General features: G+C 70.7%; 22 protein-coding genes and 2 pseudogenes. 19 read left to right on the top strand and 5 right to left on the bottom strand.

Going from position 1 to position 26,283, the window contains the following annotated elements; genetic code table 11:
* The 3 genes and pseudogenes from ACTWQJ_RS15170 to ACTWQJ_RS15160 form a co-directional block, all read left to right on the top strand.
* Nucleotides 1–417, top strand: a pseudogene (locus ACTWQJ_RS15170) (hypothetical protein); the annotation flags it as partial.
* 20 nt (nucleotides 418–437) lie between these two features.
* Nucleotides 438–2,639 carry a glycosyltransferase gene (locus tag ACTWQJ_RS15165; protein ID WP_443307157.1) on the top strand — a complete coding sequence of 734 codons (2,202 nt, stop codon included), beginning with the start codon at nucleotides 438–440 and terminating at the stop codon, nucleotides 2,637–2,639.
* Nucleotides 2,636–3,895 (top strand): acyltransferase family protein, encoded by a 1,260-nt coding sequence (locus ACTWQJ_RS15160; protein ID WP_443307156.1) that lies wholly within the window; start codon nucleotides 2,636–2,638, stop codon nucleotides 3,893–3,895. The genes ACTWQJ_RS15165 and ACTWQJ_RS15160 overlap by 4 nt, the downstream gene beginning before the upstream one ends.
* A 92-nt stretch (nucleotides 3,896–3,987) precedes the next feature.
* Here ACTWQJ_RS15160 and ACTWQJ_RS15155 read toward each other — a convergent pair.
* From ACTWQJ_RS15155 to ACTWQJ_RS15140, 4 genes and pseudogenes are all read right to left on the bottom strand, one after another.
* Nucleotides 3,988–4,163: pseudogene (locus ACTWQJ_RS15155) on the bottom strand (IS5/IS1182 family transposase); the annotation flags it as partial.
* Between the two features lie 164 nt (nucleotides 4,164–4,327).
* The gene (locus ACTWQJ_RS15150; RefSeq protein ID WP_443307155.1) at nucleotides 4,328–4,864 is read right to left on the bottom strand and encodes a cupin domain-containing protein; all 537 of its coding nucleotides are present in this window, start codon (nucleotides 4,862–4,864) and stop codon (nucleotides 4,328–4,330) included.
* A 386-nt stretch (nucleotides 4,865–5,250) separates the two neighbouring features.
* Complete coding sequence (locus ACTWQJ_RS15145) at nucleotides 5,251–5,445, bottom strand: DUF397 domain-containing protein (RefSeq protein ID WP_443307154.1); 195 nt, start codon at nucleotides 5,443–5,445, stop codon at nucleotides 5,251–5,253.
* Between the two features lie 10 nt (nucleotides 5,446–5,455).
* Nucleotides 5,456–6,307 carry a helix-turn-helix domain-containing protein gene (locus ACTWQJ_RS15140; protein WP_443307153.1) on the bottom strand — a complete coding sequence of 284 codons (852 nt, stop codon included), beginning with the start codon at nucleotides 6,305–6,307 and terminating at the stop codon, nucleotides 5,456–5,458.
* Between the two features lie 230 nt (nucleotides 6,308–6,537).
* Here ACTWQJ_RS15140 and ACTWQJ_RS15135 point away from each other — a divergent pair, with 230 nt between their 5' ends.
* From ACTWQJ_RS15135 to ACTWQJ_RS15090, 10 genes are all read left to right on the top strand, one after another.
* Nucleotides 6,538–7,044, top strand: a complete 507-nt coding sequence (locus ACTWQJ_RS15135) for an ATP-binding protein (RefSeq protein ID WP_443307152.1) — start codon at nucleotides 6,538–6,540, stop codon at nucleotides 7,042–7,044.
* 36 nt (nucleotides 7,045–7,080) lie between these two features.
* Entirely contained in the window at nucleotides 7,081–7,986 is a 906-nt protein-coding gene (locus ACTWQJ_RS15130) for a hypothetical protein (protein WP_443307151.1), read from the top strand.
* A 191-nt stretch (nucleotides 7,987–8,177) separates the two neighbouring features.
* Nucleotides 8,178–9,563, top strand: a complete 1,386-nt coding sequence (locus tag ACTWQJ_RS15125; RefSeq protein ID WP_443307150.1) for a nitrate/nitrite transporter — start codon at nucleotides 8,178–8,180, stop codon at nucleotides 9,561–9,563.
* 99 nt (nucleotides 9,564–9,662) lie between these two features.
* Complete coding sequence (locus ACTWQJ_RS15120; RefSeq protein WP_443307149.1) at nucleotides 9,663–10,859, top strand: uroporphyrinogen-III synthase; 1,197 nt, start codon at nucleotides 9,663–9,665, stop codon at nucleotides 10,857–10,859.
* A 155-nt stretch (nucleotides 10,860–11,014) separates the two neighbouring features.
* On the top strand, nucleotides 11,015–11,611 hold the full coding sequence (locus tag ACTWQJ_RS15115; RefSeq protein ID WP_443307148.1) for a CGNR zinc finger domain-containing protein: 597 nt from the start codon (nucleotides 11,015–11,017) through the stop codon (nucleotides 11,609–11,611).
* Nucleotides 11,612–11,939: 328 nt separating this feature from the next.
* The gene (locus ACTWQJ_RS15110) at nucleotides 11,940–12,461 is read left to right on the top strand and encodes a sigma-70 family RNA polymerase sigma factor (RefSeq protein ID WP_010039908.1); all 522 of its coding nucleotides are present in this window, start codon (nucleotides 11,940–11,942) and stop codon (nucleotides 12,459–12,461) included.
* 50 nt (nucleotides 12,462–12,511) lie between these two features.
* Entirely contained in the window at nucleotides 12,512–13,294 is a 783-nt protein-coding gene (locus ACTWQJ_RS15105; protein ID WP_443307147.1) for an anti-sigma factor family protein, read from the top strand.
* Between the two features lie 115 nt (nucleotides 13,295–13,409).
* Nucleotides 13,410–15,731 (top strand): HelD family protein, encoded by a 2,322-nt coding sequence (locus tag ACTWQJ_RS15100; protein WP_443307146.1) that lies wholly within the window; start codon nucleotides 13,410–13,412, stop codon nucleotides 15,729–15,731.
* Between the two features lie 369 nt (nucleotides 15,732–16,100).
* Nucleotides 16,101–17,525: an NAD-dependent malic enzyme gene (locus tag ACTWQJ_RS15095; RefSeq protein WP_443307145.1), complete on the top strand. Its 1,425-nt coding sequence runs from the start codon at nucleotides 16,101–16,103 to the stop codon at nucleotides 17,523–17,525.
* A 354-nt stretch (nucleotides 17,526–17,879) separates the two neighbouring features.
* Nucleotides 17,880–18,161, top strand: a complete 282-nt coding sequence (locus tag ACTWQJ_RS15090) for an HU family DNA-binding protein (RefSeq protein WP_129799764.1) — start codon at nucleotides 17,880–17,882, stop codon at nucleotides 18,159–18,161.
* 237 nt (nucleotides 18,162–18,398) lie between these two features.
* On the opposite strand, the gene murA is transcribed toward ACTWQJ_RS15090, so the two are convergent.
* The gene (gene murA / locus ACTWQJ_RS15085; RefSeq protein ID WP_196462377.1) at nucleotides 18,399–19,739 is read right to left on the bottom strand and encodes a UDP-N-acetylglucosamine 1-carboxyvinyltransferase; all 1,341 of its coding nucleotides are present in this window, start codon (nucleotides 19,737–19,739) and stop codon (nucleotides 18,399–18,401) included.
* Nucleotides 19,740–20,045: 306 nt separating this feature from the next.
* Here murA and ACTWQJ_RS15080 point away from each other — a divergent pair, with 306 nt between their 5' ends.
* The 6 genes from ACTWQJ_RS15080 to ACTWQJ_RS15055 all read left to right on the top strand — a co-directional run.
* A complete protein-coding gene (locus tag ACTWQJ_RS15080; RefSeq protein ID WP_129799762.1) occupies nucleotides 20,046–20,618 on the top strand; it encodes a YqgE/AlgH family protein in 573 nt (190 codons plus the stop codon).
* Nucleotides 20,619–20,647: 29 nt separating this feature from the next.
* Nucleotides 20,648–20,935, top strand: coding sequence for a DUF3039 domain-containing protein (locus ACTWQJ_RS15075; RefSeq protein ID WP_030054422.1), 288 nt, complete (start codon nucleotides 20,648–20,650; stop codon nucleotides 20,933–20,935).
* A gap of 246 nt (nucleotides 20,936–21,181) precedes the next feature.
* A complete protein-coding gene (locus ACTWQJ_RS15070; RefSeq protein WP_443307144.1) occupies nucleotides 21,182–22,813 on the top strand; it encodes a beta-N-acetylhexosaminidase in 1,632 nt (543 codons plus the stop codon).
* A 225-nt stretch (nucleotides 22,814–23,038) separates the two neighbouring features.
* A complete protein-coding gene (locus ACTWQJ_RS15065) occupies nucleotides 23,039–23,932 on the top strand; it encodes an FAD binding domain-containing protein (RefSeq protein ID WP_443307143.1) in 894 nt (297 codons plus the stop codon).
* A complete protein-coding gene (locus ACTWQJ_RS15060) occupies nucleotides 23,929–25,599 on the top strand; it encodes a 2Fe-2S iron-sulfur cluster-binding protein (RefSeq protein WP_443307142.1) in 1,671 nt (556 codons plus the stop codon). The genes ACTWQJ_RS15065 and ACTWQJ_RS15060 overlap by 4 nt, the downstream gene beginning before the upstream one ends.
* On the top strand, nucleotides 25,596–26,283 hold a 688-nt coding region (locus ACTWQJ_RS15055), incomplete at its 3' end, for a xanthine dehydrogenase family protein molybdopterin-binding subunit (protein WP_443307141.1). The genes ACTWQJ_RS15060 and ACTWQJ_RS15055, both read left to right, overlap by 4 nt.

Here is a 26,283-nt window from a genome sequence, read left to right as displayed (position 1 = left end):
CCCCCGCTGCCCGCACAGTCGGCCCAGCCCTCCGCTCCCGGCGTCGCCACTCCGAGCAGCACGCCGACGGCCGGCCCCGACACCACGCCGGTGCCGGGCGACGCCGACGCCACCGCCCCCGGCACCGCCACCACCCCCGACGCGCCGGGCACGTCCGCCGACCCCACGCCCACCGCGACGCGGACGACTCCCGACCCCGGCACCAGCGACCCGGCCCCGCCCGTCCCGTCGTCGCCGGTCACCAACTCGCCCGACCCGAGTCCCTCCGGCGGCCCCTCGGCCGACCCGTCCCCGTCGACGGGCGATGACAGCGGGGGCACGAGCGCCGGCACCGGCACGGTGGCGGACGGCCCGCCCCAGCCGGTCCCTGCCCCCCAGGACCAGGCTGCCGCCGCGCTCACCTCCCCGTCCCTGTAGTCCCTGGAGTACCTCCTCTGATGGCATCCCGCCCAAGCCGTCAAGGGGCCGGCCGGACCGGAGCCCGCGACGGCTCCCGACGCCGCCGCCTGCCCCTGCGCTACCTGCTGCCCGTGCTCGTCCTCGTCGCCCTGATGGCGATGCTGATGCTGCGCGGCTATGTGCACAGCGAGATCCTGGCCGACCACCGCGTCCGCCCCCCGGCCGCCACCGACCGCGTACCGGAGCGGATCCTGAACGGCGGCCCGGTCATCGACACACGCAGCGGCCGCACCGCGAGCCTGAGCGTGCCCGACCACCGCCTCGTCCTCACCTTCGACGACGGCCCGGACCCGGTCTGGACGCCGAAGGTCCTGGACGTACTGAAGAAGCACGACGCGCACGCCGTCTTCTTCGTCACCGGCACCATGGCCTCGCGCTATCCCGACCTGGTCAAGCGCATGGTGGAGGAGGGCCACGAGGTCGGCCTGCACACCTTCAACCACCCCGACCTCTCCTACCAGTCGAAGCAGCGCATCGACTGGGAGCTGTCCCAGAACCAGCTCGCGATATCCGGCGCCGCCGGCATCCGCACCTCGCTCTTCCGCCCGCCGTACTCCTCGTTCTCCGCCGCGATGGACAACAAGTCCTGGCCGGTGACCGAGTACATCGGCAGGCGCGGCTACATCACCGTCGTCAACAACACCGACAGCGAGGACTGGCGCAGGCCCGGCGCCGACGAGATCATCCGCCGCTCCACCCCGGCCGACGGCAAGGGCGCGATCGTCCTGATGCACGACTCCGGCGGCGACCGCAGCCAGACGGTGGCGGCACTGGACCGGTTCCTGCCGGACATGAAGGACCGGGGCTACGAGTTCGACAACCTCACCGAAGCCCTCGACGCCCCCAGCGCGCACACCCAGGTCAGCGGCCTGGAGCTGTGGAAGGGCAAGGCGTGGATCGTCCTCGTCCAGGCCTCGGAGAAGATCACCGACGTGCTGGTGGTCGGCCTGGCGGTGGTCGGCTCCCTCGTCATCGGCCGCTTCGTCCTGATGCTCGTCCTCTCCGGCTGGCACGCCCGCCGCGTCCGGCGCCCCGGCTTCCGCTGGGGGCCGCCGGTCACCGAACCGGTGTCGGTGCTGGTCCCGGCGTACAACGAGGCCAAGTGCATCGAGAACACCGTCCGTTCCCTGATGGCGAGCGAGCACCCGATCGAGGTGATCGTCGTCGACGACGGCTCCTCCGACGGCACGGCCCGCATCGTCGAGGCGATGGGCCTGCCCAACGTCCGGGTCGTCCGCCAGCTCAACGCGGGCAAGCCGGCGGCGCTGAACCGGGGCCTGGCGAACGCCCGTTACGACATCGTCGTGATGATGGACGGCGACACAGTCTTTGAACCCTCCACCGTCCGCGAACTCGTCCAGCCCTTCGGCGACCCGCAGGTCGGCGCGGTCGCCGGCAACGCGAAGGTCGGCAACCGCGACTCACTCATCGGCGCGTGGCAGCACATCGAGTACGTGATGGGCTTCAACCTCGACCGCCGCATGTACGACATCCTGCGCTGCATGCCGACGATCCCGGGTGCGGTGGGAGCCTTTCGTCGCTCGGCGTTGGAACGGGTCGGCGGCATGAGTGACGACACCCTCGCCGAGGACACCGACATCACCATGGCGTTGCACCGCGACGGCTGGCGAGTCGTCTACGCGGAGAACGCCCGCGCCTGGACCGAGGCCCCGGAGACGGTCCAACAGCTGTGGTCCCAGCGTTACCGCTGGTCGTACGGCACGATGCAGGCCATCTGGAAGCACCGCCGCGCGCTACTGGACCGAGGCCCGTCGGGCCGCTTCGGCCGCGTGGGCCTGCCGCTGGTGTCCCTGTTCATGGTCCTGGCCCCACTCCTGGCCCCACTGATCGACGTGTTCTTGTTGTACGGCATCATCTTCGGCCCGACCGGAAAGACGATCATGGCCTGGCTGGGCGTCCTGGCGATCCAGCTCTTCTGCGCCGCGTACGCCTTCCGCCTGGACCGCGAACGCATGACCCACCTCATCTCGCTCCCGCTCCAGCAGATCCTCTACCGCCAGCTCATGTACGTGGTCCTCCTCCAGTCCTGGATCACCGCCCTCACGGGCGGGCGGTTGCGGTGGCAGAAGCTGCGGCGGACGGGCGTCGTGGAGGCCCCGCTCGGTGCGATGCCGCGCCAGCGGGGCGCGGAGACGGACGACCGGAGGCCCGTGGGATGAGCAACGGATACACAGAGGACCTGGGCACCGGGACGACACCGTCGTCGTACGGCATCCCGCTGCAACGGACGCCCGACACCGCCCCGGACACGGCGCCGGCCCCGACGGCGAAGCCGCCCCCCGGCCGGGACCGCTACCTGGACCTTCTGCGCTCGATAGCCCTGGTCCGAGTGGTCGTCTACCACCTGTTCGGCTGGGCGTGGCTGACCGTGCTGTTCCCGTCGATGGGCGTGATGTTCGCGCTGGCGGGTTCGCTGATGGCACGCTCGCTGAAGCGCCCGGCCTGGGGGGTGATCCGGGGCCGGATCAGGCGGCTGCTGCCACCGCTGTGGGCGTTCAGCGCGGTGGTGCTGGTGCTGCTCTTCGCGGGCGGCTGGAACCCGACGAAGAACACCGAGGAGAGCCCCACCTGGGCCCTGCTGGAACTGGTCAACTACGTCATACCGATCGGCGCCCCGCCGTTCCCCTGGCACATCGGCTCCAAGTCGGGCCTGCTGGAGGACACCTGGGCGGTACAGGCATCGGGCCCACTGTGGTACCTGCGGGCATACCTGTGGTTCGTGGTCGCCTCCCCGCTCCTGCTGTGGGCGTACCGCAGGGCACCCTGGCCGACGCTGCTGGCCCCGCTGGGCCTGACGGCGATCGTCGGCACCGGCCTGGTGAAGATCCCCGGCGAAACGGGCAACGCGGTGACGGACTTCGCGGTCTACGGCGGCTGCTGGGTGCTGGGCTTCGCGCACCACGAGGGCCTGCTGCGTCAGATCCCCCGCTATGTGGCTGTCTCCTGCTCGTCCCTCCTCATGGCCTTCGGCCTGTGGTGGGCGTCGGGCCACCTCGGCGCCGACGGCTGGGACCTCAACGACATTCCGCTGGCCCAGGCGACCTGGTCCTTCGGCTTCGTCGTCATCCTGCTCCAGTACTCCCCGTCCTGGCAGGAACTGCCGGGTCGGCTGGCGAAGTGGGACCGCCTCGTGACGTTGTCCAACAACCGCGCGGTCACGATCTACCTCTGGCACAACATGCTGATCATGGCCACGATCCCGATCATCGACCTCGTCTACGAGCTTCCGTTCATGCAGGGCGACAGCGCGGTGGGGGCGATGGATGCGACGTACATGCTGTGGATGTTCTGCCTGGTCTGGCCCCTGATCGGGCTCGCGATCCTGACGGTCGGCTGGATCGAGGACATCGGGGCGCGGCGGAGGCCGCGGTTGTGGCCGGACGGCAGGAAACGTGGGGGCAGGCACGGGATTTGACGTGCGGTGGTGGAGGGCGGTGCGAGCGTGCCTGCCAAGGCGTGATGTTGGGTGAAGGAGCCCGGCTGCCGTCGTGACGCGACAAGACGCCTCCAGCAGATTAGGGCGCAACCGAGGGTGAGGAAGGCTTCATGGATGTCGTCGCGGATCTCCCAGCGGATCCGCAGGCGGCGGAACCAGCGCAGGTGGGCGAGAGCGCGCTCGACGACCAGCGTTGAGTGCCCAGCCCGGAGCGCGCGCTGAGCGGCTGACTGCGGTCACGGAGGCGATCGGCTCTGCTCACAGCGACAGCGAATCGCCATCCGCCCGGGGGAGAGCCCCCTCGTACCGTCTTCACCGCGGCAGCGAGGCCGCTACCGGGAGCCGGCGTAAGCGGCCCAGAGGGCCGGGAAGGAGTGAGTCCGCCGAGCCGGCCCGGGCCAGGAGGGGCGGTCAGGATGCAACGACCGGCGGTTCTTCCGGCATGATGGTCACCTGGTGGCGAGTCAGTTCCTCAAGGAGCGGGCCGATGCTTTCGGGACCCCATACGGGCGCGGGTTGGCCGGGCATGGGGTCGGTTCCGTTGTCCAGCCAGAACTGCTCGTGCCCACCCGGCAGCATGAAGGTGAGCAGATTCGCGGGACGAGAACCGATGTTGGTGAACCGGTGCCGGTTTCCTCGCGGGATGAAGAGGAAGTCGCCGGGGCCGGCCTTGAGTGTCTGGTCCCCGTTGAGGAACTCGAAGTCGCCGGAGAGCACGTAGAACGCCTCGTCCTCGCGGCCGTGGGCATGGGCGATCGGCCCGCCGCCCGGCAGGACCGTTGTCTCCAGTACGCCGAGGGCGCCGTTGGTCTGCGCCGCCGTGATCTTGACGGTGGTCAGGTCGCCGGCCAGCCACTTGGTGGTTCCCTCGTCACGTAGCACGAAGATGCCGTCGCGCCGGGTCCACCGCGGGTCGTTCTTATCTGGAATGGGCACGTTGAAGGTCATGCTGGTGCCTTTCTGGCAGTTCAGCGCATGCAGCTGGGCCCGCCGCGGACCGGTGGTCCTTGCCAGTCCCTCCGATATCGCTTCTAAGCGTAGGCATTGACGCCCTCGGGGGCGCGTCGTGCGTGGCGAGGATGTCGTGGACACGTACGCCGTGTCAGGGAGGTGCCCGACAGCGGCATCGTGCGGGCCCAGCATCGCGTCCCGCACCGACTGCGCGTCGATGAGCCCCGCCGTGGGCTCGGCCCCTCGGCCCTCGACTCAGCGGACGTGGGTTCTCCCATTCCTGTGTGGGGCCGCTAGCGAATAACGGGACTCTGTTCCCATTGGCCCCCGCTCGCCCTCGAGCGGATCGCTGGCGAGCCAGGTACGGCGGATCCCAGGTCCGCTCAACGACGCGGTGAAGACTCGGGAGAAACCGCGTACGAAACGAAGGTCGACCAGGTGGAAGACGTGACGGTGAGGTGAGGGCCCTCGGCGTGCTTGGAGTCTCGTATGTGGATGATGGTGGGAGTGGAGGCTATCTCGACGCAGTTCGCGGCCTCGGCGCTGTACGTCGACTTGTGCCAAGCGAGTTCGGGCATGGCTGGCTCCTCAGAGGTCTCGGGCGATGCGTTGGATGAGGTCTCGGGACTTCGGCTCGGGTAGGGCGCGGGACTCCATGCGGTCGAGCACCCGGCGGTAGCGGATCAACTGGGCCTCGGCGTCGAGGAATTCGCAGCCGTGGTCGGTGTCCAGGACCACGGTGTCGAGTTGGGGGACCGGGCCGGTCGCGTACGTGATGGGTTGGCCCGCGGTGGGGAAGCCGGTTTGGCCGAAGGGGATCACCAGGACGGTGATCGTGGTCTGCTCGCTCATCTCCAGGAGGTAGTCGAGCTGGGCGCGGGCGACGTCCGGGCCGCCGAAGCCCATGCGCAGGGCCGCCTCGTGAACGATGGCCGTGTAGGGGGTCGAGGTGTCCTCAAACAGGATGGCCTGACGCTTCACGCGGTACGAGACGCGGTGCTCGATCTCGTAGGGGCGGAGCGGCGGCACGGCTTCGCGCATGGTGGCGCGTGCGTGTTCCGGGGTTTGCAGCAGGCCAGGCATATGGACCGTTACGGCTACTCGGAGCGCCGTTGCGTGGTGCTCGAGTTCGGCCAGGTCGAGGAGGCCGGCGGGGAGGTTGTCGCGGTACTCCTCCCACCACCCGCGCTTGCGGGCGCCTGTCATCCCGGCGAGGGCGTCGACGTACGCCTCGTCGGCGCAGCTGTAGTTGCGCGCCAGCGTTCGTACGCGGTCGGCGCTCACGGCGTACCGGCCGGCTTCGATGTTGCTGATCCGGGCCTGCGGGCTGCCGAGGAGAGCGGCAGCAGCGGTAGACGTGAGGCCTGCGCGCTCGCGAAGCTTCCGCAGTTCGGCGCCGAGGCGCTGCTGACGCAGGGTTGCGGTGGTGGCGGGTGGCATGGCGGGTCGCTTCTCTCCTTGACGCAGGCGCGTGCGGTCACCCACATGGGTGGCGAATGGAAGGTCTTCGCTGAATCGATGGAATATCTTCCAATTCTGTCGCTAGCGTATATGCCGTACCGCCCAACTCCCCGCACTCATAAGCCGGAAGTGCACCACCCCAGGCACTGCCACCGCCCGGCGCGGCCGTGGGCGAGTCGTCCAAGTCCCCTTCCTCCCGGAGGTCTTCCATGGTCACGGTAGCCCTGCCCAACACCTGGGTGTACGCCCTCCGTCTGCCCCATGACCCACGCGCCGCACGTGTCGCACGTATGACCGTGCGGGCAGCGCTCGACGGGCACGGCATGCATGAAGTCCTGGACGTCGTTGAGCTGTTGACCTCCGAGCTGGTCAGCAACGCGTACCGGCATACGAACGGACCGGCCTCGCTGCGGCTGACCGCACTCGGCGACGGACGATTGCGGGTCGGAGTCTGGGACAGTCACCCGCATGTCCCCGCTCCTTTCGGCAAGTCGCCCAGGGATCGGGTCCGGCCCGCTCCCGTGGACGCCGACAGCGGGCGCGGACTGCACCTCGTGCAGCAGTACGCCGATGCGTGGGGCGGCTGGCCGCTCGGGGACGGCCCGCTCAACCGGGGCGCCGGAAAGCTGCTGTGGTTCGAGGTGGGCTCTCGACCGATGGGGAGTGGTTCCGCAGCCACAGACTCGTGTGGAAAACTGCCCACGTTGCGCAAGTGAACGGGGCGGCTCGAGCGGCGGGGGAGTTGGTTGCAGGTGAGCAAGCGGCAGGTGCAGAAGATGCTGCAGTTGATGGCCGGGGGCGGGCCGGTTCAGCTCACCAGTCCCATGGCCTCCGTGAAGAAGCTCGCCCGGCTCGCCTTCGTCGCCCAGCAGTTCGGGTACGAGTACGCGGACGCACGGCAGACCGGCTCCCGCAACAACGCGCTCGTGATGATGATCGTGCCCGATCCCAGCCCGCACGCCCGTGCGCGGGCCGCGCAGAACTGGGCGCAGTATCCGAACGCTGGCGACGGCGTCTCGCTGCCGCCCCTTGTGCCGGACGCCGTCGAGCTCCTCAAGGCGCGGATCAACTTCGACCTCACCGGCCGGCACTCCGAGAAGCAGCGGCTGGGGTACGCGGCGGTCGCCATCACTGTCGGGTCCTTTGTCGTCGCCGTGAACATCGGCGGGGACAGCGGCCTGCTCATCGGCGGGATCATGTGGGCCGTGACCATGGGCCTGCTCGGCTTCGCGCTCACCTGGGGCCGGAAGCGCAACGCCAAGTTCGCCGCCCTTCTCCAGGCCGCCGGGTTCGCGCCGGTCACCGACGAGACCGGGCGGCTGCGGTACCTGCCGCCGGGGGCGCAGCTTCCGGGGCACGGGAATCCGTTCGCGAGTGGGCCGTACGGCGGTCCGGCCGGTGGGCCGTACGGCGGTCAGCCGGGTACGCCCGGTGGTTACGGGCAGCAGCAGGCGCCGGGGCCGTACATCCCTCCGCCCGCGTCCGGGACGCCGGGGCCCTACGCCCCTCCGCCCGCATCCGGGCCGTACCCCGCCGCCCCCCAGGCCCAGCCACAGCCGGGGCCCCAGCCCTACGGCCACCCTCAGCCGTACCCACAGCAGGCACCTCAGCCCCACCAGCCCCAACCCAACCCCCACTGGCAGCCCCCACAGCACTGACCCGGCACCAACCCGGCACCAGCCCCCGGGCCACCCCGCGCCGAAGAAACCTCTCATCCCACCCTCGCCCAGGGTGAGAGCAAAGTTCCTTTCCGGTCACCCACAGCCACAGACCGGAAACGCGCCCTCCCTACCTTCGGGACTCAACCGCTCAGAGCAGTACCCGAGTCCCGGAGCACCGTGGAGGCGTCATGACAGCCCCGAGTACAGCCCCCGCACCCCCGAGCAGGGGCGGCCGCTGGATCCAGCACTGGGATCCGGAGGACGAGACCTTCTGGAACGAGACGGGTGAGAAGGTCGCCCGGCGGAACCTGTTCTTCTCCGTTCTCTCCGAGCACATCGGGTTCTCGATCTGGACCCTGTGGTCCGTGATGGTGCTCTTCATGGGGCCGGAGTACGGGCTCACCCCCGCCGACAAGTTCACGATCGTCTCGATGGCCACGCTGGTCGGCGCCATCGTCCGCGTGCCGTACACCTTCGCCGTCGCCGTCTTCGGCGGCCGGATGTGGACGGTCATCTCGGCGAGCCTGCTGCTCCTGCCGACGGTCGCCGCGTTCACCGTGATGGAGCCGGGGACGTCGTTCACCACGTTCCTGCTGTGCGCGATGCTGGCCGGTGTCGGTGGCGGGAACTTCGCCTCCAGCATGACCAACATCAACGCCTTCTTCCCTCTCCGTAAGAAGGGGTGGGCGCTCGGTCTGAACGCCGGTGGCGGCAACATCGGCGTGCCCGTGGTGCAGCTCGTCGGTCTCGCGGTCATCGGCGCCAGTGGCGGCCCGCGCCTGCTGCTCGGGATCTACATCCCGTTCATCGTGATCGCCGCCGTCCTCGCGTGGCTGAAGATGGACAGCATCTCGTCCGTCAAGAACGACACCGGTGCCGCCAAGGACGCCGCGAAGGACGCCCACACCTGGATCATGTCCTTCCTCTACATCGGTACCTTCGGTTCGTTCATCGGCTACAGCTTCGCCTTCGGGCTGGTCCTTCAGACCCAGTTCGGCCGTACGCCGCTCCAGGCCGCCTACGTCACCTTCATCGGCCCGCTGCTCGGCTCCCTGATCCGCCCCGTGGGCGGCGCGCTCGCCGACCGGTTCGGCGGCGCGAAGATCACGCTGTGGAACTACGTGGCCATGGCCGTGGCGACCTCGATCATCATCGTGGCCTCGATGCAGAAGTCGCTGCCGCTGTTCACCACCGCGTTCATCGCCCTGTTCGTGCTGTCCGGCCTCGGCAACGGCTCGACGTTCAAGATGATCCCCGGCATCTTCCACAACAAGGCCCTCGCCAAGGGGCTCACCGGTGAGGATGCCGCCGCCTACGGCCGCCGTCTCTCCGGCGCCTCCATGGGACTCATCGGCGCGGTGGGCGCGCTCGGCGGCCTCGGCATCAACCTCGCCTTCCGCCAGTCCTTCCTCACCGTGGGCTCCGGCACCGGCGCCTTCGTCGCCTTCCTCGCCTTCTACGCCGTCTGCTTCGTGGTCACCTGGGCCGTATACCTTCGCCGCCCGGCCGCCTCGGAGACCAACGCCACACCGGCCTCAGAGGCAAAGCCGCAGCTCAGCTACGCCGAGGTGTGACGTAACACCACCGACATCAAGCCGAACCGAGCCTGTCACGCACCGTTGACAGGCTCGGTCGGCATGTAGGTGCAACGACTCGAGTGCGGGACGAGAGTTATGTACGAGCAACAACAGCGACCGGATCAGCCGGCGAGGCAGGCGGCGGACATGGCGGGACAGCGGGCGGAACACGGGCCCCTCGCCGGGTTCACCGTGGGCGTGACGGCCGCGCGCCGGGCCGACGAACTCGGGGCGCTGCTGCAGCGGCGCGGCGCCGCCGTCCTGCATGCTCCCGCCCTGCGTATCGTGCCGCTCGCCGACGACAGCGAGCTGCTCGCCGCCACCAAGGAGCTCATCGACCGCGTACCGGATGTGGTCGTGGCCACCACGGCCATCGGTTTCCGGGGCTGGGTCGAGGCCGCCGACGGGTGGGGGCTCGGGGAGGCGCTCCTGGACCGGCTGCGCGGGGTGGAGCTGCTCGCGCGCGGGCCGAAGGTGAAGGGGGCGATCCGGGCCGCGGGGCTGACCGAGGAGTGGTCGCCGTCCTCCGAATCCATGGCCGAGGTGCTCGACCGGCTGCTGGAGGAGGGCGTCGACGGGCGGCGTATCGCCGTACAGCTGCACGGGGAGCCGCTGCCCGGGTTCGTGGAGTCGCTCAGGGCGGGCGGGGCGGAGGTCGTCGGCGTCCCCGTCTACCGGTGGATGCCTCCCGAGGATCTCTCGCCGGTCGACCGGCTGCTGGACGCCACCGTCTCGCGCGGTGTGGACGCGCTCACCTTCACCAGCGCGCCGGCCGCCGCGTCCCTGCTGTCCCGGGCCGAGGAGCGCGGGCTGCTGCCCGAGCTGCTCGCCGCGCTCCACCACGATGTGCTGCCGGCCTGCGTCGGGCCGGTCACCGCGCTGCCGTTGCAGGCCCGCGGTGTCGACACGGTGCAGCCCGAGCGTTTCCGGCTCGGTCCCCTCGTACAGCTGCTGTGTCAGGAGCTGCCCGGGCGGGCGCGGGCGCTGCCGATCGCCGGGCACCGGGTGGAGATCCGCGGGCACGCGGTGCTGGTGGACGGCGACCTCAAGCCCGTACCGCCGGCCGGGATGTCCCTGCTGCGCGCGCTGTCCCGGCGGCCCGGCTGGGTGGTCGCCCGCGCCGAGCTGCTGCGCGCGCTGCCCGGCGCCGGCCGGGACGAGCACGCCGTGGAGACGGCGATGGCCCGGCTGCGTACGGCGCTGGGGGCGCCGAAGCTGATCCAGACGGTCGTCAAGCGCGGCTACCGGCTCGCCCTCGACCCGGCGGCCGATGCGAAGTACGCGGACGTGTGACGGCCGGAAGAGGAGCAGGGCGCGGGCCTGGACGCGCGCTCGCACAAGCGGGCGTCCAGGAGCGCTCGGTACGTGGGGTTCCGGTCGCCGCGGCGGGCAGGCACTGTGAGAGGGAACGGTTCCTCAGCCTCTCCCGGCTAGGCGGTGACGCGCGCATGGCACTGGATACGGCCCCGGCCCCGTACGAGCTGCGGTTCGACGCCGGGCGGATCTGTCTGGACCTGCTGGCGACCACCCACCCGGTGGAACGGCTCGGCTCCGTCGAGGTGCTGCGCGCCTGGATCACCGGGTCGGGGCTCGTCCCGCCCGGCACCCCGCTGGCGCACGCCGACGCCTCCTGGCTGGTCGGCGTCCGCGAACTGCGCGCCCACGTCGGCCAGTTGGTGCACGGCACGCTGGCGCCCACGACCCGGCCGTACGATCTCGCGCTCGCCCGCGTCAACGACATCGCCCGCACCGCACCACCGGCTCCGCGCGCCCTGCGCGCCGAGGACGGCACGCTCGTACGGGAGTTGGCCGGGCCCCCTGAGTGCGCCGCACTGCTCGGTGCGATCGCCCGGGACGCCGTGGAGCTGCTCACCGACCCCGTCGCCCGGGCGAGCCTGCGGCAGTGTGCGGGCGACGACTGCCCGATCGTCTACCTCGACACGTCCCGGGGCCGGCGCAGGCGCTGGTGTTCCAGTGAGGTGTGCGGGAACCGGGAGCGGGTCGCCCGGCACCGGCGTCGCACGGCTGCTCTCGCTCGCGGCTGACGGTCCCTTATGTGCCTTCTGCGGCATGTCGGTTGGTGTGTCGTCGAAGTGATTTCGACAACATCGCGTTTCGGACTCCGAACGCCCCACCGCCGTAACGATCTTGCCGGTGTGGCGAAAACGTAAAGACTGGGCGGGGGGATTGTGCACCCATGTCCCGCTCGTCACGTCACTCCGAAGAAAACTGTCATCTCACTTTGAACACACCACGGCCTGCGTCCGTACCCGGTGTTGAGCGACCGACTGGGGGAACCCCCGGACACCGGAGGTGGGCGTGCGCAAGGATGCGGCCGTGGCCAATGAACGTGGATCGAGGGCCCGACATCGCATGTCCCAGCCCTCGGAACCCGACGAGGAGCTGATGCGTGCGCTGTATCGAGAGCACGCCGGACCGCTGCTCGCGTACGTGCTGCGCCTGGTCGCCGGAGACCGGCAGCGCGCCGAGGACGTCGTGCAGGAGACGCTCATCCGTGCCTGGAAGAACGCCGGTCAGCTCAACCGAGCGACCGGATCGGTACGCCCCTGGCTGGTGACGGTCGCCCGGCGCATCGTCATCGACGGCCACCGCAGCCGGCAGGCCCGGCCGCAGGAGGTCGACCCGTCGCCGCTGGAGGTCATCCCCGCGGAGGACGAGATCGACAAGGCGCTGTGGCTGATGACGCTGTCGGACGCACTCGACGACCTGACCCCTGCCCACCGGGAGGTGCTCGTCGAGACGTACTTCAAGGGGCGTACCGTCAATGAGGCGGCAGAGACGCTGGGCATACCCAGTGGCACTGTGCGTTCACGGGTGTTCTACGCCCTGCGTTCGATGAAGCTGGCACTGGAGGAGCGGGGGGTGACGGCGTGATGAACACATACGGGGGATACGGAGCAGGGGGTCCGGGTATGTCTGGCCCCATGCAGGGAACACAGGGCGGCGGATCACTGGGCCCGAACGAGCACGAGACCGTCGGTGCCTACGCCCTCGGGATTCTCGACGACGCCGAAGCAACCGCTTTCGAGGCCCACCTCGCCACCTGTGAGTGGTGCGCCCAGCAGCTCGACGAGCTCGCCGGGATGGAACCGATGCTGGCCGCCCTCGCCGATCTGCCCGGTGCCGGCACACCCTCGATCGGCGAGTCGCTGTCCGCCAGGCCCAGCCCGCGGCTCGCGGAGAAGCTGGTCGACGAGGTCGCCGAGCGCCGCGCCCAGAAGCGCCGTCGCGGGATGTACATGGTGGCCGCGGCCGCCGCGCTGATCGTCGGCGGCCCGCTGGTCTCCGTCGCGGCGACCGGCGGCGACGACTCCGGGGGCGGCAACGTCCCGCTCCAGGCGTCCAGCCCCGCCAAGGCCGCGTTCGACGGTATGCCCGACCGGGTCACCGCGGCCGACCCGAAGACCAAGGTCAGCGCGACCGTGGCCATGGAGGAGAAGCCCCACGGCACCGACGCCGTCCTGGAACTCAAGGGTGTCAAGGGCCCCGAGAAGTGCTCCCTGATCGCCGTCGGCAAGAACGGCGAGCGCGAGACGCTCAGCAACTGGTCCGTCCCGAACTGGGGCTACGGCCTCCCGGATGCCAAGACCGAGCAGGCCAAGAACCCGCTCTACGTCCAGGGTGGCGCCGCCTTCGCCCCGAACGAGATCGACCACTTCGTGGTCATGACCTTCGACGGTGAGGTGCTGGTCGAGGTCGACGCATAAGTTCTACGGCAGGCCCCGGGACGTTGTGGACAACGGACCCGGGGCCTACGCGTAGCCTTTCCGGGTCCCCTTCGCGTACGGTGGACGGCTGCCCAGCACGTCAGAAGGGGGCCCGGTGGCCGCTCAGGCTCAACAGGAAACCGCGCTCGGCTCGGTCCATGACTCCGTACGCGACCGAGAGATCGGGGTGGAACAGGAGCACCTGGACCGGGTGTACCGCCGCCTGGAGGAGAAGATCCACGAGGCGGAGTTCCTCATGCAGGACGCGGCCCAACGCGGCCAGGTCGGCACGCCCGGTGCGCTCGCCGAGCGCGACGCGCAGGTCTTCCGGGCGGGCGTCCACCTGAACCGGCTGAACAACGAGTTCGAGGACTTCCTCTTCGGCCGCATCGACCTGCTGCCCGGCAAGGACGGCAAGAAGGGACCGGACGGCGCGTACACCGCGGTCGAGCCCGCCGAGGGCGCGGTCCGCGACGACGGCACGGCCGACATCGCCGAGACCCTGCACATCGGCCGCATCGGCGTCCTCGACCAGGACTACGCGCCGCTGGTCATCGACTGGCGGGCCCCCGCCGCGGCCCCCTTCTACCGCTCCACGCCGGTCGACCCCGGCCGGGTGGTCCGCCGCCGGGTCATCCGCTCCAAGGGCCGCCGCGTCCTCGGCGTCGAGGACGACCTGATGCGCCCCGAGCTGAAGGCGTTCCTCGACGGCGACGAGCTGCCCGTCATCGGCGACGGCGCCCTCATGGCCGCCCTCGGGCAGGCCCGCAGCCACACCATGCGGGACATCGTCGCCTCCATCCAGGCCGAGCAGGACCTGGTCATCCGCGCCCCCGCCGCCTCCGTGACCTATGTCGAGGGCGGCCCCGGCACGGGCAAGACCGCCGTCGCCCTGCACCGCGCGGCGTACCTCCTCTACCAGGACCGGCGCCGCTACGCGGGCGGCATCCTGATCGTCTCGCCGACCCCGCTGCTGGTCGCGTACACCGAGGGCGTGCTGCCCTCCCTCGGCGAGGAGGGCCAGGTCGCCATCCGCGCGATCGGTTCGCTCGTCGACGGCGCCGAGGCGACGCTGTACGACTCCCCGTCCGTGGCCCGCGCCAAGGGCTCGTACCGCATGCTCAAGGTGCTGCGGAAGGCCGCCCGCGGAGCGCTGGAGCTGAACGATTCGCCGCAGCGGCTGCGAGTCGTCGCCTTCGGTCGGCGGCTCGAACTGGAGGCCGCCGAGCTGGAGCGGATCCGGCGCAACGCGCTGGGGGGCACGGCTCCGGTGAACCTGCTGCGCCCTCGGGCGCGCAGGCTGCTCCTCGACGCGCTGTGGGAGCAGTCGGGCGGCGCGACCCGCCACTCCGACCCCGAGCTCGCCGCCGAGCTGCGCTCCTCGTTCGACGAGGACGTGACATCGGAGGATGCCTTTGTGGGCTTCCTCGACGCCTGGTGGCCGGAGCTGACCCCGCAGCACGTGCTGCGGGCCATGGCCGACGAGAAGCAGCTGGGCCGCTGGGCCCGCCGGATCCTGAACCCGGGCGAGGTGCGCAAGGTGGCCCGCTCGCTCAGGCGGGACGGCCACTCCGTGCACGACATCGCCATGCTCGACGAGCTGCAGGCCGTCCTCGGTGTCCCGGCCCGCCCCCGGAAGAAGCGCGAGCTCGATCCGCTCGACCAGCTCACCGGCCTGGAGGAGCTGATGCCGGTGCGCGAGGAGTCGCAGCGCGAGCGGGCCGAGCGGCTGGCGCAGGAGCGCACCGAGTACGCGCATGTCATCGTCGACGAGGCCCAGGACCTCACGCCCATGCAGTGGCGCATGATCGGCCGGCGCGGCCGGCACGCCACCTGGACGGTCGTCGGCGACCCGGCCCAGTCCTCCTGGTCCGACCCGGACGAGGCGGCCGAGGCCCGCGACGAGGCGCTCGGCACCCGCCCCCGCCGTCGCTTCAGCCTCACCGTGAACTACCGCAACCCGGCCGAGATCGCCGAACTGGCGTCGAAGGTGCTGGCCCTCGCCATGCCCGGCTCCGAGTCGCCGTCGGCCGTCCGTTCCACGGGCGTCGAGCCCCGTTTTGTGACAACGAACAATGGACACAGCACTGTCGTACGGGAGTCTCTGGGGCGCACCGTGCGCGAGGAGGCGGCCCGGCTCCTCGACCGCGTGGACGGCACGGTCGGCGTGGTGGTGGCCATGAACCGGCGTGAGGAGGCACGGCGCTGGCTGGCCGGGCTCGGCGACCGGGTGGTGGCGCTCGGCAGCCTGGAGGCGAAGGGCCTGGAGTACGACGCGACGGTGGTCGTCTCGCCCGCGGAGATCGCCGACGAGTCGCCCGCCGGACTGCGGGTTCTGTACGTCGCCCTGACCCGGGCCACCCAGCAGCTGACGGTGGTCTCCGACGCGCGGGACGAGCCGGACGCGGCCGGGGTGCCTGACCTGCTCAGAGACTGACGCGGAAGAGATCGACCCGGATGGACTCCCGGGACGGGAATGGCCGTGCGGAATCCGTTTGTTAGCCTTGACGTGACACCGGCCCGATCCAAGCCCCCGGGCCCAACCTTCGTCGCTTCGAGCGACCACTTGCCGCGAGGCGAGCATGGCGGGTCGGTGTCACTGACTTGTGAGAGGCCCACGTCACGATGTGACGTGGGCCTCTTTCGTTGCCTGATCAATTCTCGTATGGTGGAAGATATTTTCCGAAATCGCATCCCGGGTGTGAACTAAATGAGCGCAATCCCGGGCGGCTACCGCGTACTCAGGGGTAGGTGCGACGATCGGACGGCACAACGCAGCATTCGGTGAAAGCAGAGGAAGTCGGCCATGGCAACGGCGCCCAGCGTCTCCTACTCGATGACCATCCGGCTGGAGGTGCCCGCGAGCGGAACCGCCGTCTCGCAGCTCACCACCGTCGTGGAGTCCTCCGGAGGCTCGGTGACCGGCCTCGACGTCACCGCGTCCGGCCACGAGAAGCTCCGCATCGACGTCACCATCGCGGCGACGTCCACCAGCCACGCCGACGAGATCGTCGAGAAGCTCCGCGGCATCGAGGGCATCACGCTCGGCAAGGTCTCGGACCGTACGTTCCTCATGCACCTCGGCGGCAAGATCGAGATGGCGTCGAAGCACCCCATCCGCAACCGTGACGACCTGTCCATGGTCTACACGCCGGGTGTGGCCCGCGTCTGCATGGCGATCGCCGAGAACCCCGAGGACGCCCGCCGCCTCACCATCAAGCGCAACTCCGTTGCGGTCGTGACGGACGGCTCCGCCGTGCTGGGCCTCGGCAACATCGGCCCGATGGCCGCGCTGCCCGTCATGGAGGGCAAGGCGGCCCTCTTCAAGCGGTTCGCCGGCATCGACGCCTGGCCCATCTGCCTGGACACCCAGGACACCGACGCCATCGTCGAGATCGTGAAGGCGATCGCCCCGGGCTTCGCCGGCATCAACCTCGAGGACATCTCCGCCCCCCGCTGCTTCGAGATCGAGGCGCGGCTGCGCGAGGCCCTCGACATCCCCGTCTTCCACGACGACCAGCACGGCACCGCGATCGTCGTCCTCGCCGCCCTCACCAACGCACTTCGCGTGGTGGGCAAGGCAGTTGGGGACGTGCGGGTCGTCATGTCCGGCGCGGGCGCGGCCGGCACGGCGATCCTGAAGCTGCTGCTCGCCGCGGGCGTGAAGCACGCCGTCGTCGCCGACATCCACGGTGTCGTGCACGCCGGCCGCGAGGACCTGGTCGACGCCGCCCCCGACTCGGCGCTGCGCTGGATCGCCGACAACACCAACCCCGACGGCATCACCGGCACCCTCAGGGACGCCGTGCGCGGCGCCGACGTCTTCATCGGCGTCTCGGCTCCCAACGTGCTCGACGGTGACGACGTGGCCGGGATGGCCGACGACGCGATCGTGTTCGCGCTCGCGAATCCGGACCCCGAGGTCGATCCGGCGATCGCTCGCCAGACCGCTGCGGTTGTGGCCACCGGCCGCTCCGACTTCCCCAACCAGATCAACAACGTCCTGGTCTTCCCGGGTGTCTTCCGTGGCCTGTTGGACGCCCAGTCCCGTACCGTTAACACGGAGATGATGCTCGCCGCCGCGAAGGCGCTGGCGGACGTGGTGACCGAGGACGAACTGAACCCGAACTACATCGTCCCGAGCGTGTTCAACGACAAGGTCGCGGGCGCGGTCGCGGGTGCGGTGCGGGAAGCGGCGAAGGCTGCCGGAGCGTCGGCGACGGCGTTGTAGCACATGCGACGTCGGCGTCAACCCGCGCTGTGCTGTGGCTGTGAGGATTGCCACGGCTGCGCTGGTCAACGGCGCGTCGTGGAACCACCTACCGCCGGCCGCCATCTAGGGTGGCGGCCGGTCAGTGGCGCTTTTCGTGTGACTCCCAAGGGTGTTCTCACGACTCCTGCGGGTGCCGGATTGGCATTCCCGCCGCAGGTGGGGGCAGGATGCGTCCCTGGGCGCGAGCGTCGGACGACGGACCCGGGTCCGGGGACTGTCCGAGGACCCTGGCAGCATCGGCTTCGCTGTGCCCGATATGCGGCTCCGCCGCGTGGCACGCCTCAACGGCAAGAAGAACACGGGAGTAACAAAATGAACCGCAGTGAGCTGGTGGCCGCGCTGGCCGACCGCGCCGAGGTGACCCGCAAGGACGCCGACGCCGTGCTGGCCGCGTTCGCCGACGTGGTCGGCGAGATCGTCTCCAAGGGCGACGAGAAGGTCACCATCCCCGGCTTCCTGACCTTCGAGCGCACCCACCGTGCCGCTCGCACCGCGCGCAACCCGCAGACCGGCGACCCGATCCAGATCCCGGCCGGTTACAGCGTGAAGGTCTCCGCGGGCTCCAAGCTCAAGGAAGCGGCCAAGGGCCAGTAATCCTGCCCGTACACCACGGGACGGTGTACGGCGCCTGAGTAACGCCAATGGGGCGGCCACCCGGCATCCGGGAGGCCGCCCCATCGTCGTAGGAACTGTCAGCCGAGCGCCTTGCCCGGCAGCTCCACCTTCGCGCCCAGCTCCACGAGCTTCTCCATGCTGTGCTCATCCGGGGGCCAACCCCCGGACCCCCGGCCGGGACCGGCGCTGCCCCGGGCCGGAGAGGGAGGCTGGCGCCTATCCGAGCGCCTTGCCCGGCAGCTCCACCTTCGCGCCCAGCTCCACGAGCTTCTCCATGAAGTTCTCGTAGCCCCGGTTGATGAGGTCGATGCCGTGGACCCGGGACGTGCCCTGGGCGGCCAGCGCGGCGATGAGGTACGAGAAGCCGCCGCGGAGGTCGGGGATGACCAGGTCGGCGCCCTGGAGGCGGGTGGGGCCGCTCACGACCGCCGAGTGCAGGAAGTTGCGCTGGCCGAAGCGGCAGTTCGAGCCGCCGAGGCACTCGCGGTAGAGCTGGATGTGGGCGCCCATCTGGTTGAGCGCGGACGTGAAGCCGAGACGGGACTCGTAGACCGTCTCGTGAATGATCGACAGCCCCGTGGCCTGCGTGAGGGCGACGACCAGCGGCTGCTGCCAGTCGGTCTGGAAGCCGGGGTGGACGTCCGTTTCGAGGGCGATGGACTTCAGCTGCCCGCCGGGGTGCCAGAAGCGGATGCCCTCGTCGTCGATCTCGAAGGCGCCGCCCACCTTCCGGTAGGTGTTGAGGAACGTCATCATCGACCGCTGCTGAGCGCCACGGACGTAGATGTTGCCCTCGGTCGCGAGCGCCGCGGACGCCCAGGAGGCGGCCTCCAGGCGGTCCGGGAGGGCGCGGTGGGTGTAGCCGCCGAGCGTGTCCACACCGGTGATGCGGATCGTGCGGTCGGTGTCCATCGCGATGATGGCGCCCATCTTCTGCAGTACGCAGATGAGGTCCTCGATCTCCGGCTCGACCGCCGCGTTCGAGAGTTCCGTCACGCCCTCCGCGAGGACCGCCGTCAGCAGCACCTGCTCGGTCGCGCCCACGGACGGGTACGGCAGCTGGATCTTCGTACCGCGCAGCCGCTGCGGGGCCTCCAGGTACTGACCGTCCGCCCGCTTCTCGATCCGCGCGCCGAACTGCCGCAGCACATCGAAGTGGAAGTCGATGGGCCGGCCGCCGATGTCGCAGCCGCCGAGGCCCGGGATGAACGCGTGGCCGAGGCGGTGCAGCAGGGGGCCGCAGAAGAGGATCGGGATGCGCGAGGAACCCGCGTGGGCATCGATGTCAGCGACGTTCGCGCTCTCCACCCGGGTCGGGTCGAGGACCAGCTCGCCCGGCTCCTCGCCCGGACGCACGGACACGCCGTGCAGCTGGAGCAGACCGCGGACCACACGGACGTCACGGATGTCCGGGACGTTGCGCAGTCGGCTCGGCGCACTGCCCAGCAGGGCGGCGACCATGGCCTTCGGTACGAGGTTCTTCGCACCACGGACACGGATCTCGCCCTCCAGCGGGGTTCCGCCGTGGACAAGCAGGACATCGTCGTTGACGGTCATGAATCTCGCGTTCCGATGAGTTGGGCAGGGGCCGGAGGGACAGACTAATGGCCGCCGACCCCCCTCCTGTAAGCCCAAGCAGCGCCCAGCTCTGTCATAGCTCTGTCACAACACGAACCGTTCCCAATCGGGCACATGGGGTCACTGGCGGGGGCGTGCGCCGGGGTGCTTCCTGCCGCCCTCCCGTCTCCCACCACCACCCTCAAACGAGGCCTTATCGGGCCACTCCTTCAATTCATGGCTGCATTCACTCCCGACCTCCCATTGGCTCCCCACACCGAGCGAAGATGCGGGATCATGTCTGCCATGACCGAGGTGTCCTCGCTCACAGGGCGGCTGCTCGTGGCAACGCCCGCCCTGGCGGACCCGAACTTCGACCGCGCGGTGGTGCTCCTTCTCGACCACGACGAGGAGGGCTCGCTGGGTGTCGTTCTCAACCGTCCGACGCCGGTGGGGGTGGGCGACATCCTGGAGGGCTGGGCGGAGCTGGCCGGCGAACCCGGCGTGGTCTTCCAGGGCGGGCCGGTCTCCCTGGACTCCGCTCTCGGCGTGGCGGTCATCCCGGGCGGCGCGTCCGGAGAGGCCGTCCCGCTCGGCTTTCGGCGGGTGCACGGCGCGATCGGCCTGGTCGACCTGGAGGCCCCGCCGGAGCTGCTCGCCTCGGCCCTCGGCTCGTTGCGGATCTTCGCCGGATACGCCGGCTGGGGTCCCGGCCAGCTGGAGGACGAGCTGGTCGAGGGCGCCTGGTACGTGGTCGAGTCCGAGCCGGGCGACGTCTACTACCCGGCTCCCGAACGGCTCTGGCGCGAGGTGCTGCGCAGGCAGCGCAACGAGCTGGCGATGGTGGCCACCTATCCGGACGACCCTTCGCTCAACTGATGCGTGTGAGCTTCAGTACCCTTGGCCGTATGAGCACTCTCGAGCCCGAGCGCGGGACTGGTACGGGGACACTCGTAGAGCCCACGCCGCAGACTTCCCACGGCGACGGTGACCACGAGCGCTTCGCCCACTACGTCCAGAAGGACAAGATCATGGCGAGCGCCCTCGACGGTACGCCCGTCGTGGCGCTGTGCGGCAAGGTCTGGGTGCCCGGCCGCGACCCGAAGAAGTACCCGGTGTGTCCCATGTGCAAGGAGATCTACGAGTCCATGGGTGCCGGCGGGGACGACAAGGGCAAGGGCGGCGACAAGAAGTAGGCCGGAGGCCGTCAGGCCGGTAGGCCGTAGGTTCGTAGCGGGGCAGCTCTGCCCGTCTGGTTTTCCGGGAGGCCCCCCGGGGTGTGTTTCGGTGCGCCCCGGGGGCCTTCGTGTCGGGCCCCTCCCCGGACTCCTTCCGACGTTTCTTCGGAGAGCAGGAATTCGGCCGGCAATTCTTCGACAGTCCTGGTCGCCAAGTCCCTCATCATCAGCGACACTTCGCAGTCGACGCAAAGGACTGGCGACGTGACTGCATTGACGGATCTGATTCCGGCGCCGCGCGCCGTCGAGGCACCCATGCGCTGCGAGGTGCTGTTCGACCCGGAAACGGCCCTGTGGGCCGCCCCGGGCACGGGCACCACGGAGCGCTGGCTGCGCTCCACCGTGGGTGCGGCCCTCGGCCTGCCGTTTCCGTCCGGACCGGAGGACCGGCCCGGCTCCGTACGGCTGTACCTGGACGACGCACTGGAGCCGGAGGCGTACCGCCTCTCCGTCGTCGCCGACCGGGGCGTCGAGATCCGGGGCGGCAGCGCGGCCGGCGTCTTCTGGGGTGCGCAGACACTGCGCCAACTCCTCGGCCCCGACGCCTTCCGACGCGCCCCCGTACGCCCCGGAACCACCCTCGGAATCCCGCACCAGATCATCGAGGACGCCCCCCGATTCCGCTGGCGCGGCCTCATGCTCGATGTCGCCCGGCACTTCATGCCCAAGGAGGGCGTGCTGCGCTACCTGGACCTGATGGCGGCGCACAAACTCAACGTCTTCCACTTTCACCTGACGGACGATCAGGGCTGGCGGATCGAGATCACGCGGTACCCGAAGCTCACCGAGGTCGGCTCCTGGCGGGCGCGCACGAAATTCGGCCACCGGGCCTCGCCGTTGTGGGAGGAGAAGCCGCACGGTGGCTACTACACCCAGGACGACATCCGGGAGATCGTCGCCTACGCCGCCGAGCGGCATATCACCGTCGTCCCGGAAATCGACGTACCGGGACACTCGCAGGCCGCCATCGCCGCGTATCCGGAACTCGGCAACACCGACGTCATCGACACCACCGCCCTCACCGTCTGGGACACCTGGGGGATCAATCCGAACGTACTCGCCCCCACTGACAACACCCTGCGCTTCTACGAGGGGGTGTTCGAGGAAGTCCTGGAGCTGTTCCCCTCGGAGTTCATTCACGTCGGCGGCGACGAATGCCCGAAGGACCAGTGGAAGCAGTCGCCGGCCGCACAGGCGCGGATCAGGGAACTCGGGCTCGCCGACGAGGACGAGCTGCAGTCCTGGTTCGTCGGCCACTTCGACAAGTGGCTCTCCGCGCGCGGGCGCAGGCTCATCGGCTGGGACGAGATCCTGGAGGGTGGGCTCGCGGACGGGGCGGCCGTGTCGTCCTGGCGCGGCTACGCGGGCGGAGTCGCCGCCGCGCGGGCCGGTCACGACGTCGTCATGTGCCCGGAGCAGCAGGTGTACCTGGACCACCGCCAGTCCGCCGGCGCGGACGAACCCGTACCGATCGGCTATGTGCGCACCCTGGCGGACGTCTACCGGTTCGAGCCGGTCCCGCCGCAGCTCAGCGGGGAGCAGGCACGCCATGTCCTGGGCACGCAGGCCAACGTGTGGACCGAGGTGATGGAGGACCAGGGCCGGGTGGACTACCAGGTCTTCCCGAGGCTCGCGGCCTTCGCCGAGGTCGCCTGGAGTGCCCTGCCCGCCCCGGCGGAACGGGACTTCGAGGACTTCGAGCGGCGGATGGCCGTCCACCACCGGCGGCTCGACGCCCTGGGAGTGGCGTACCGGCCGCCTGCCGGACCGCGGCCCTGGCAGCGGCGTCCCGGCGTGCTCGGCCGGCCGATCGACGGTCCGCCCCCGAACAAGTGATGGAAAAAGCACCCAAGCGTCACCGAAGAGTGGCAATTCCAACGCACGGGCGACGAATGTCCAAATCAGACCATTTCCCCAGTGAGGTGGGCGAACGCCTCCTAGCGGACCCGCGCGTTCGGGTCCTGCGAAGATGTGCCAGAGTTGCCACGTCCGCCCTGTCAGCACGTACCGTACGGCAGCACGGGCGGGACCAGGTGGGGCAGCGGGAAGGGGCAAGCCGGTTTGACCACGCACGCACCGCAGGCGGCGCAGGCCGTCACGCTGCCCGCCACGCTGGACGAGGCAGTGGCGGCGCTCACCGCCATGCCCGCCGCAGTGCCCGTGGCCGGCGGCACCGATCTGATGACCGCCGTCAACTCGGGGCAGCTCAGGCCCGCCGCGCTGGTCGGCCTCGGCAAGATCAGCGAAATCCGCGGCTGGCAGTACCAGGACGGACACGCCCTGCTCGGCGCGGGCCTCACTCACGCGCGTATGGGCCGCCCCGACTTCGCCGCGCTCATCCCGGCGCTCGCCGCCGCCGCGCGGGCCGCCGGTCCGCCGCACATCCGCAACGCCGGCACCCTGGGCGGCAACATCGCCACGGCCGCCCCCACCGGCGACGCGCTGCCGGTGCTGGCCGCCCTGGAGGCGACGCTGATCGTCGCGGGCCTGGGCGGAGCCCGCCGGGAGCTCCCGGTGTCGCACCTGCTGGCCGGCATGGAGATGCTGCGCGCCGGCGAACTCATCGGCTACGTGCGCGTGCCGCTGCTGCATGCGCCGCAGGTCTTCCTGAAGGCGACCGGCCGCACCGGCCCCGGGCGGGCCGTCGCGTCCGTCGCGCTCGTCCTCGATCCGGCCCGCCGCGGAGTCAGGTGCGCCGTCGGCGCCATAGCACCGATGCCGCTCAGGCCCCTGGAGGCCGAGCAGTGGGTCGCGCAGCTCATCGACTGGGACAACAACCGCGCGATCGTCCCCGAGGCGCTGAACGCCTTCGGCGAGTACGTCGCCGCGGCCTGCATCCCCGACCCGGTCCCGGCCGAGGACGGCTCCGTACAGCAGCTTCCGCCCGCCGTACTGCACCTGCGGCGCACCGTCGCCGCACTGGCCCGACGAGCACTGGGGAGGGCGCTGTCGTGACCGACGACCAGCACGAAGGGGGCACGCCCCAGGGTGGCGGCCGCTGGGACCCGCTGCCCCAGGGCGACTACGACGACGGCGCCACCGCCTTCGTGAAACTCCCCGAGGGTGGCGTCGACGCGCTGCTGGCCGCCGCCGAGAGCCCGCTCGCCGCACCCGGCCACGGCTACGTACCGCCGCAGATAACGGTCACGCCCGCCACCACCGCCGGCACCGACCCCGCCGCCACCGGCACCTGGGCGATGCCCTCCGAAGGCGTGCAGTGGCCCGACCCGAACGCGGTGCCGCAGGACGCCTCCGGGCAGGACCGGTTCACGTACAACCCCCCGGCCACGGGCCAGTGGACCTTCGAGGACGCCAACGCCGCGGAGGCACCCGCGGCATCCGGCCACGACGTGACCGGGCAGTGGTCGATCCCCGTTGCGAATGGTGATCTTCCGGATGAATCGGGCGAGTTCACCACCTCGTCCCTCGTGGAGCAGTGGGGCGGCACACCACCGGCCACGCTTCCCGGGGGTGCACCCGCGCCCTGGGCGACCGAGTCGGTGGGGCAGCCGTGGAGCCGGGAGCCGTCGCCGGGCGGGGGGACGGGACCGTCCGGGCATGAGCACGGTGAGCCGGGGCCGTCCGGGGACCGGCGCCATGAGCCGGAACAGTCCGGTGCCGCCGCGCAGCAGCCCGATCCTGGGCAGTCCCATCCGGGACAGGCTGCGTCATCCGCGTACGCGGACGCGGGCGCCGAGGAAACTGCGCAGGCCGCTCAGGCAGCCAGTCCCGCCCAGCCGTACGTGGAGGCTTCGCCGCCCGCCCCTGTGGCCGGTGAGACGGCCGAGGACACCCCGGGTGCCCATGGGCCCGAGGAGGCCGCTGAGAGCCCCGCTGAGTCCTCCGCGCCGCCCGCACCGGCCGGAGGCGCGGGCACCGGGCCGGAGGGCGCTGAGCAGCCCGTGACGGGCGCCGACGGCGAGACCACGGACGACGCCCCGGAAGAGGCCGGCGCACCGGCCGCCCCGTCCGCACACGAGGAGCACCCGCTCGCCTCGTACGCGCTGCGCGTCAACGGCACGGACCGCCCCGTCACCGACGCGTGGATCGGCGAGTCGCTGCTCTACGTCCTGCGGGAGCGGCTCGGCCTCGCGGGCGCCAAGGACGGCTGCTCGCAGGGCGAGTGCGGGGCCTGCAACGTCCAGGTCGACGGGCGGCTCGTCGCCTCCTGCCTGGTACCCGCGGTCACCGCGGCGGGCAGTGAGGTGCGCACCGTGGAGGGCCTGGCCGCCGACGGGCAGCCCTCGGACGTGCAGCGGGCGCTCGCCAGGTGCGGTGCAGTGCAGTGCGGTTTCTGCGTGCCGGGCATGGCGATGACCGTGCATGACCTCCTGGAGGGCAACCCGGCGCCGACCGAGCTGGAGACCCGCCAGGCGCTGTGCGGCAACCTGTGCCGCTGCTCCGGCTACCGGGCCGTCCTGGACGCCGTCAAGGACGTCGTCGCCGAACGCGAGGCGCACTCCGCGGCCGACGCGGCCGAACACGACGCCGACGAGGCACGTATCCCCCACCAGGCGGGGCCCGGCGCCGGCGGCGTCAACCCATCGGCGTTCGAGTCCCCCGGATCACCCGGACCGCATGACCAGTCGTACGGACAGGGACAGGACGGAGGCCAGGCGTGAGCAACGAAGCCGCCACCGCGACCACCACCGCGGAGGCCGTCCCCGCCGCCGAGTCGATCCCGCACGGCCTCGGCGCCTCCCTGCCCGCCGCGGACGCCCGCGCGAAGACCGAGGGCACCTTCCCGTACGCGGCCGACCTGTGGGCCGAAGGCCTGCTGTGGGCGGCCGTGTTGCGCTCACCGCACCCGCACGCGCGCATTGTGTCCATCGACACCTCCCACGCGCGTGAGATGCCCGGCGTACGGGCCGTCGTCACGCACGAGGACGTGCCCGGCGCGCCGCTGCACGGCCGCGGCAGGTCCGACCGTCCCGTGTTCGCCTCCGAGGTCGTACGCCACCACGGTGAACCCATCGCCGCCGTCGCCGCCGACCACCCGGACACCGCGCGGATGGCCGCTGCGGCCGTCATCGTCGAGTACGAGGTACTCGACCCGGTGACCGACCCCGAGCAGGCCTTCGAGGCCGAGCCGCTGCACCCCGACGGCAACCTGATCCGGCACATCCCGCTGCGCCACGGCGACCCGGAGGCGGCGGGCGTGGTCGTCGTCGAGGGCCTGTACCGCATCGGCCGCCAGGACCCGGCGCCCATCGGCGCCGAGGCGGGCCTCGCCGTGCCGCGCCCCGACGGCGGAGTGGAGCTGTACCTGGCGTCCACGGACCCGCACACCGACCGCGACACCGCCG

The organism is Streptomyces sp. KR55, from assembly GCF_052245645.1.
GTDB lineage: Bacteria > Actinomycetota > Actinomycetes > Streptomycetales > Streptomycetaceae > Streptomyces > Streptomyces flavusporus.
Note: the sequence above shows the minus strand (reverse complement) of the source record. Positions and strands in the feature narration are given on the sequence as shown.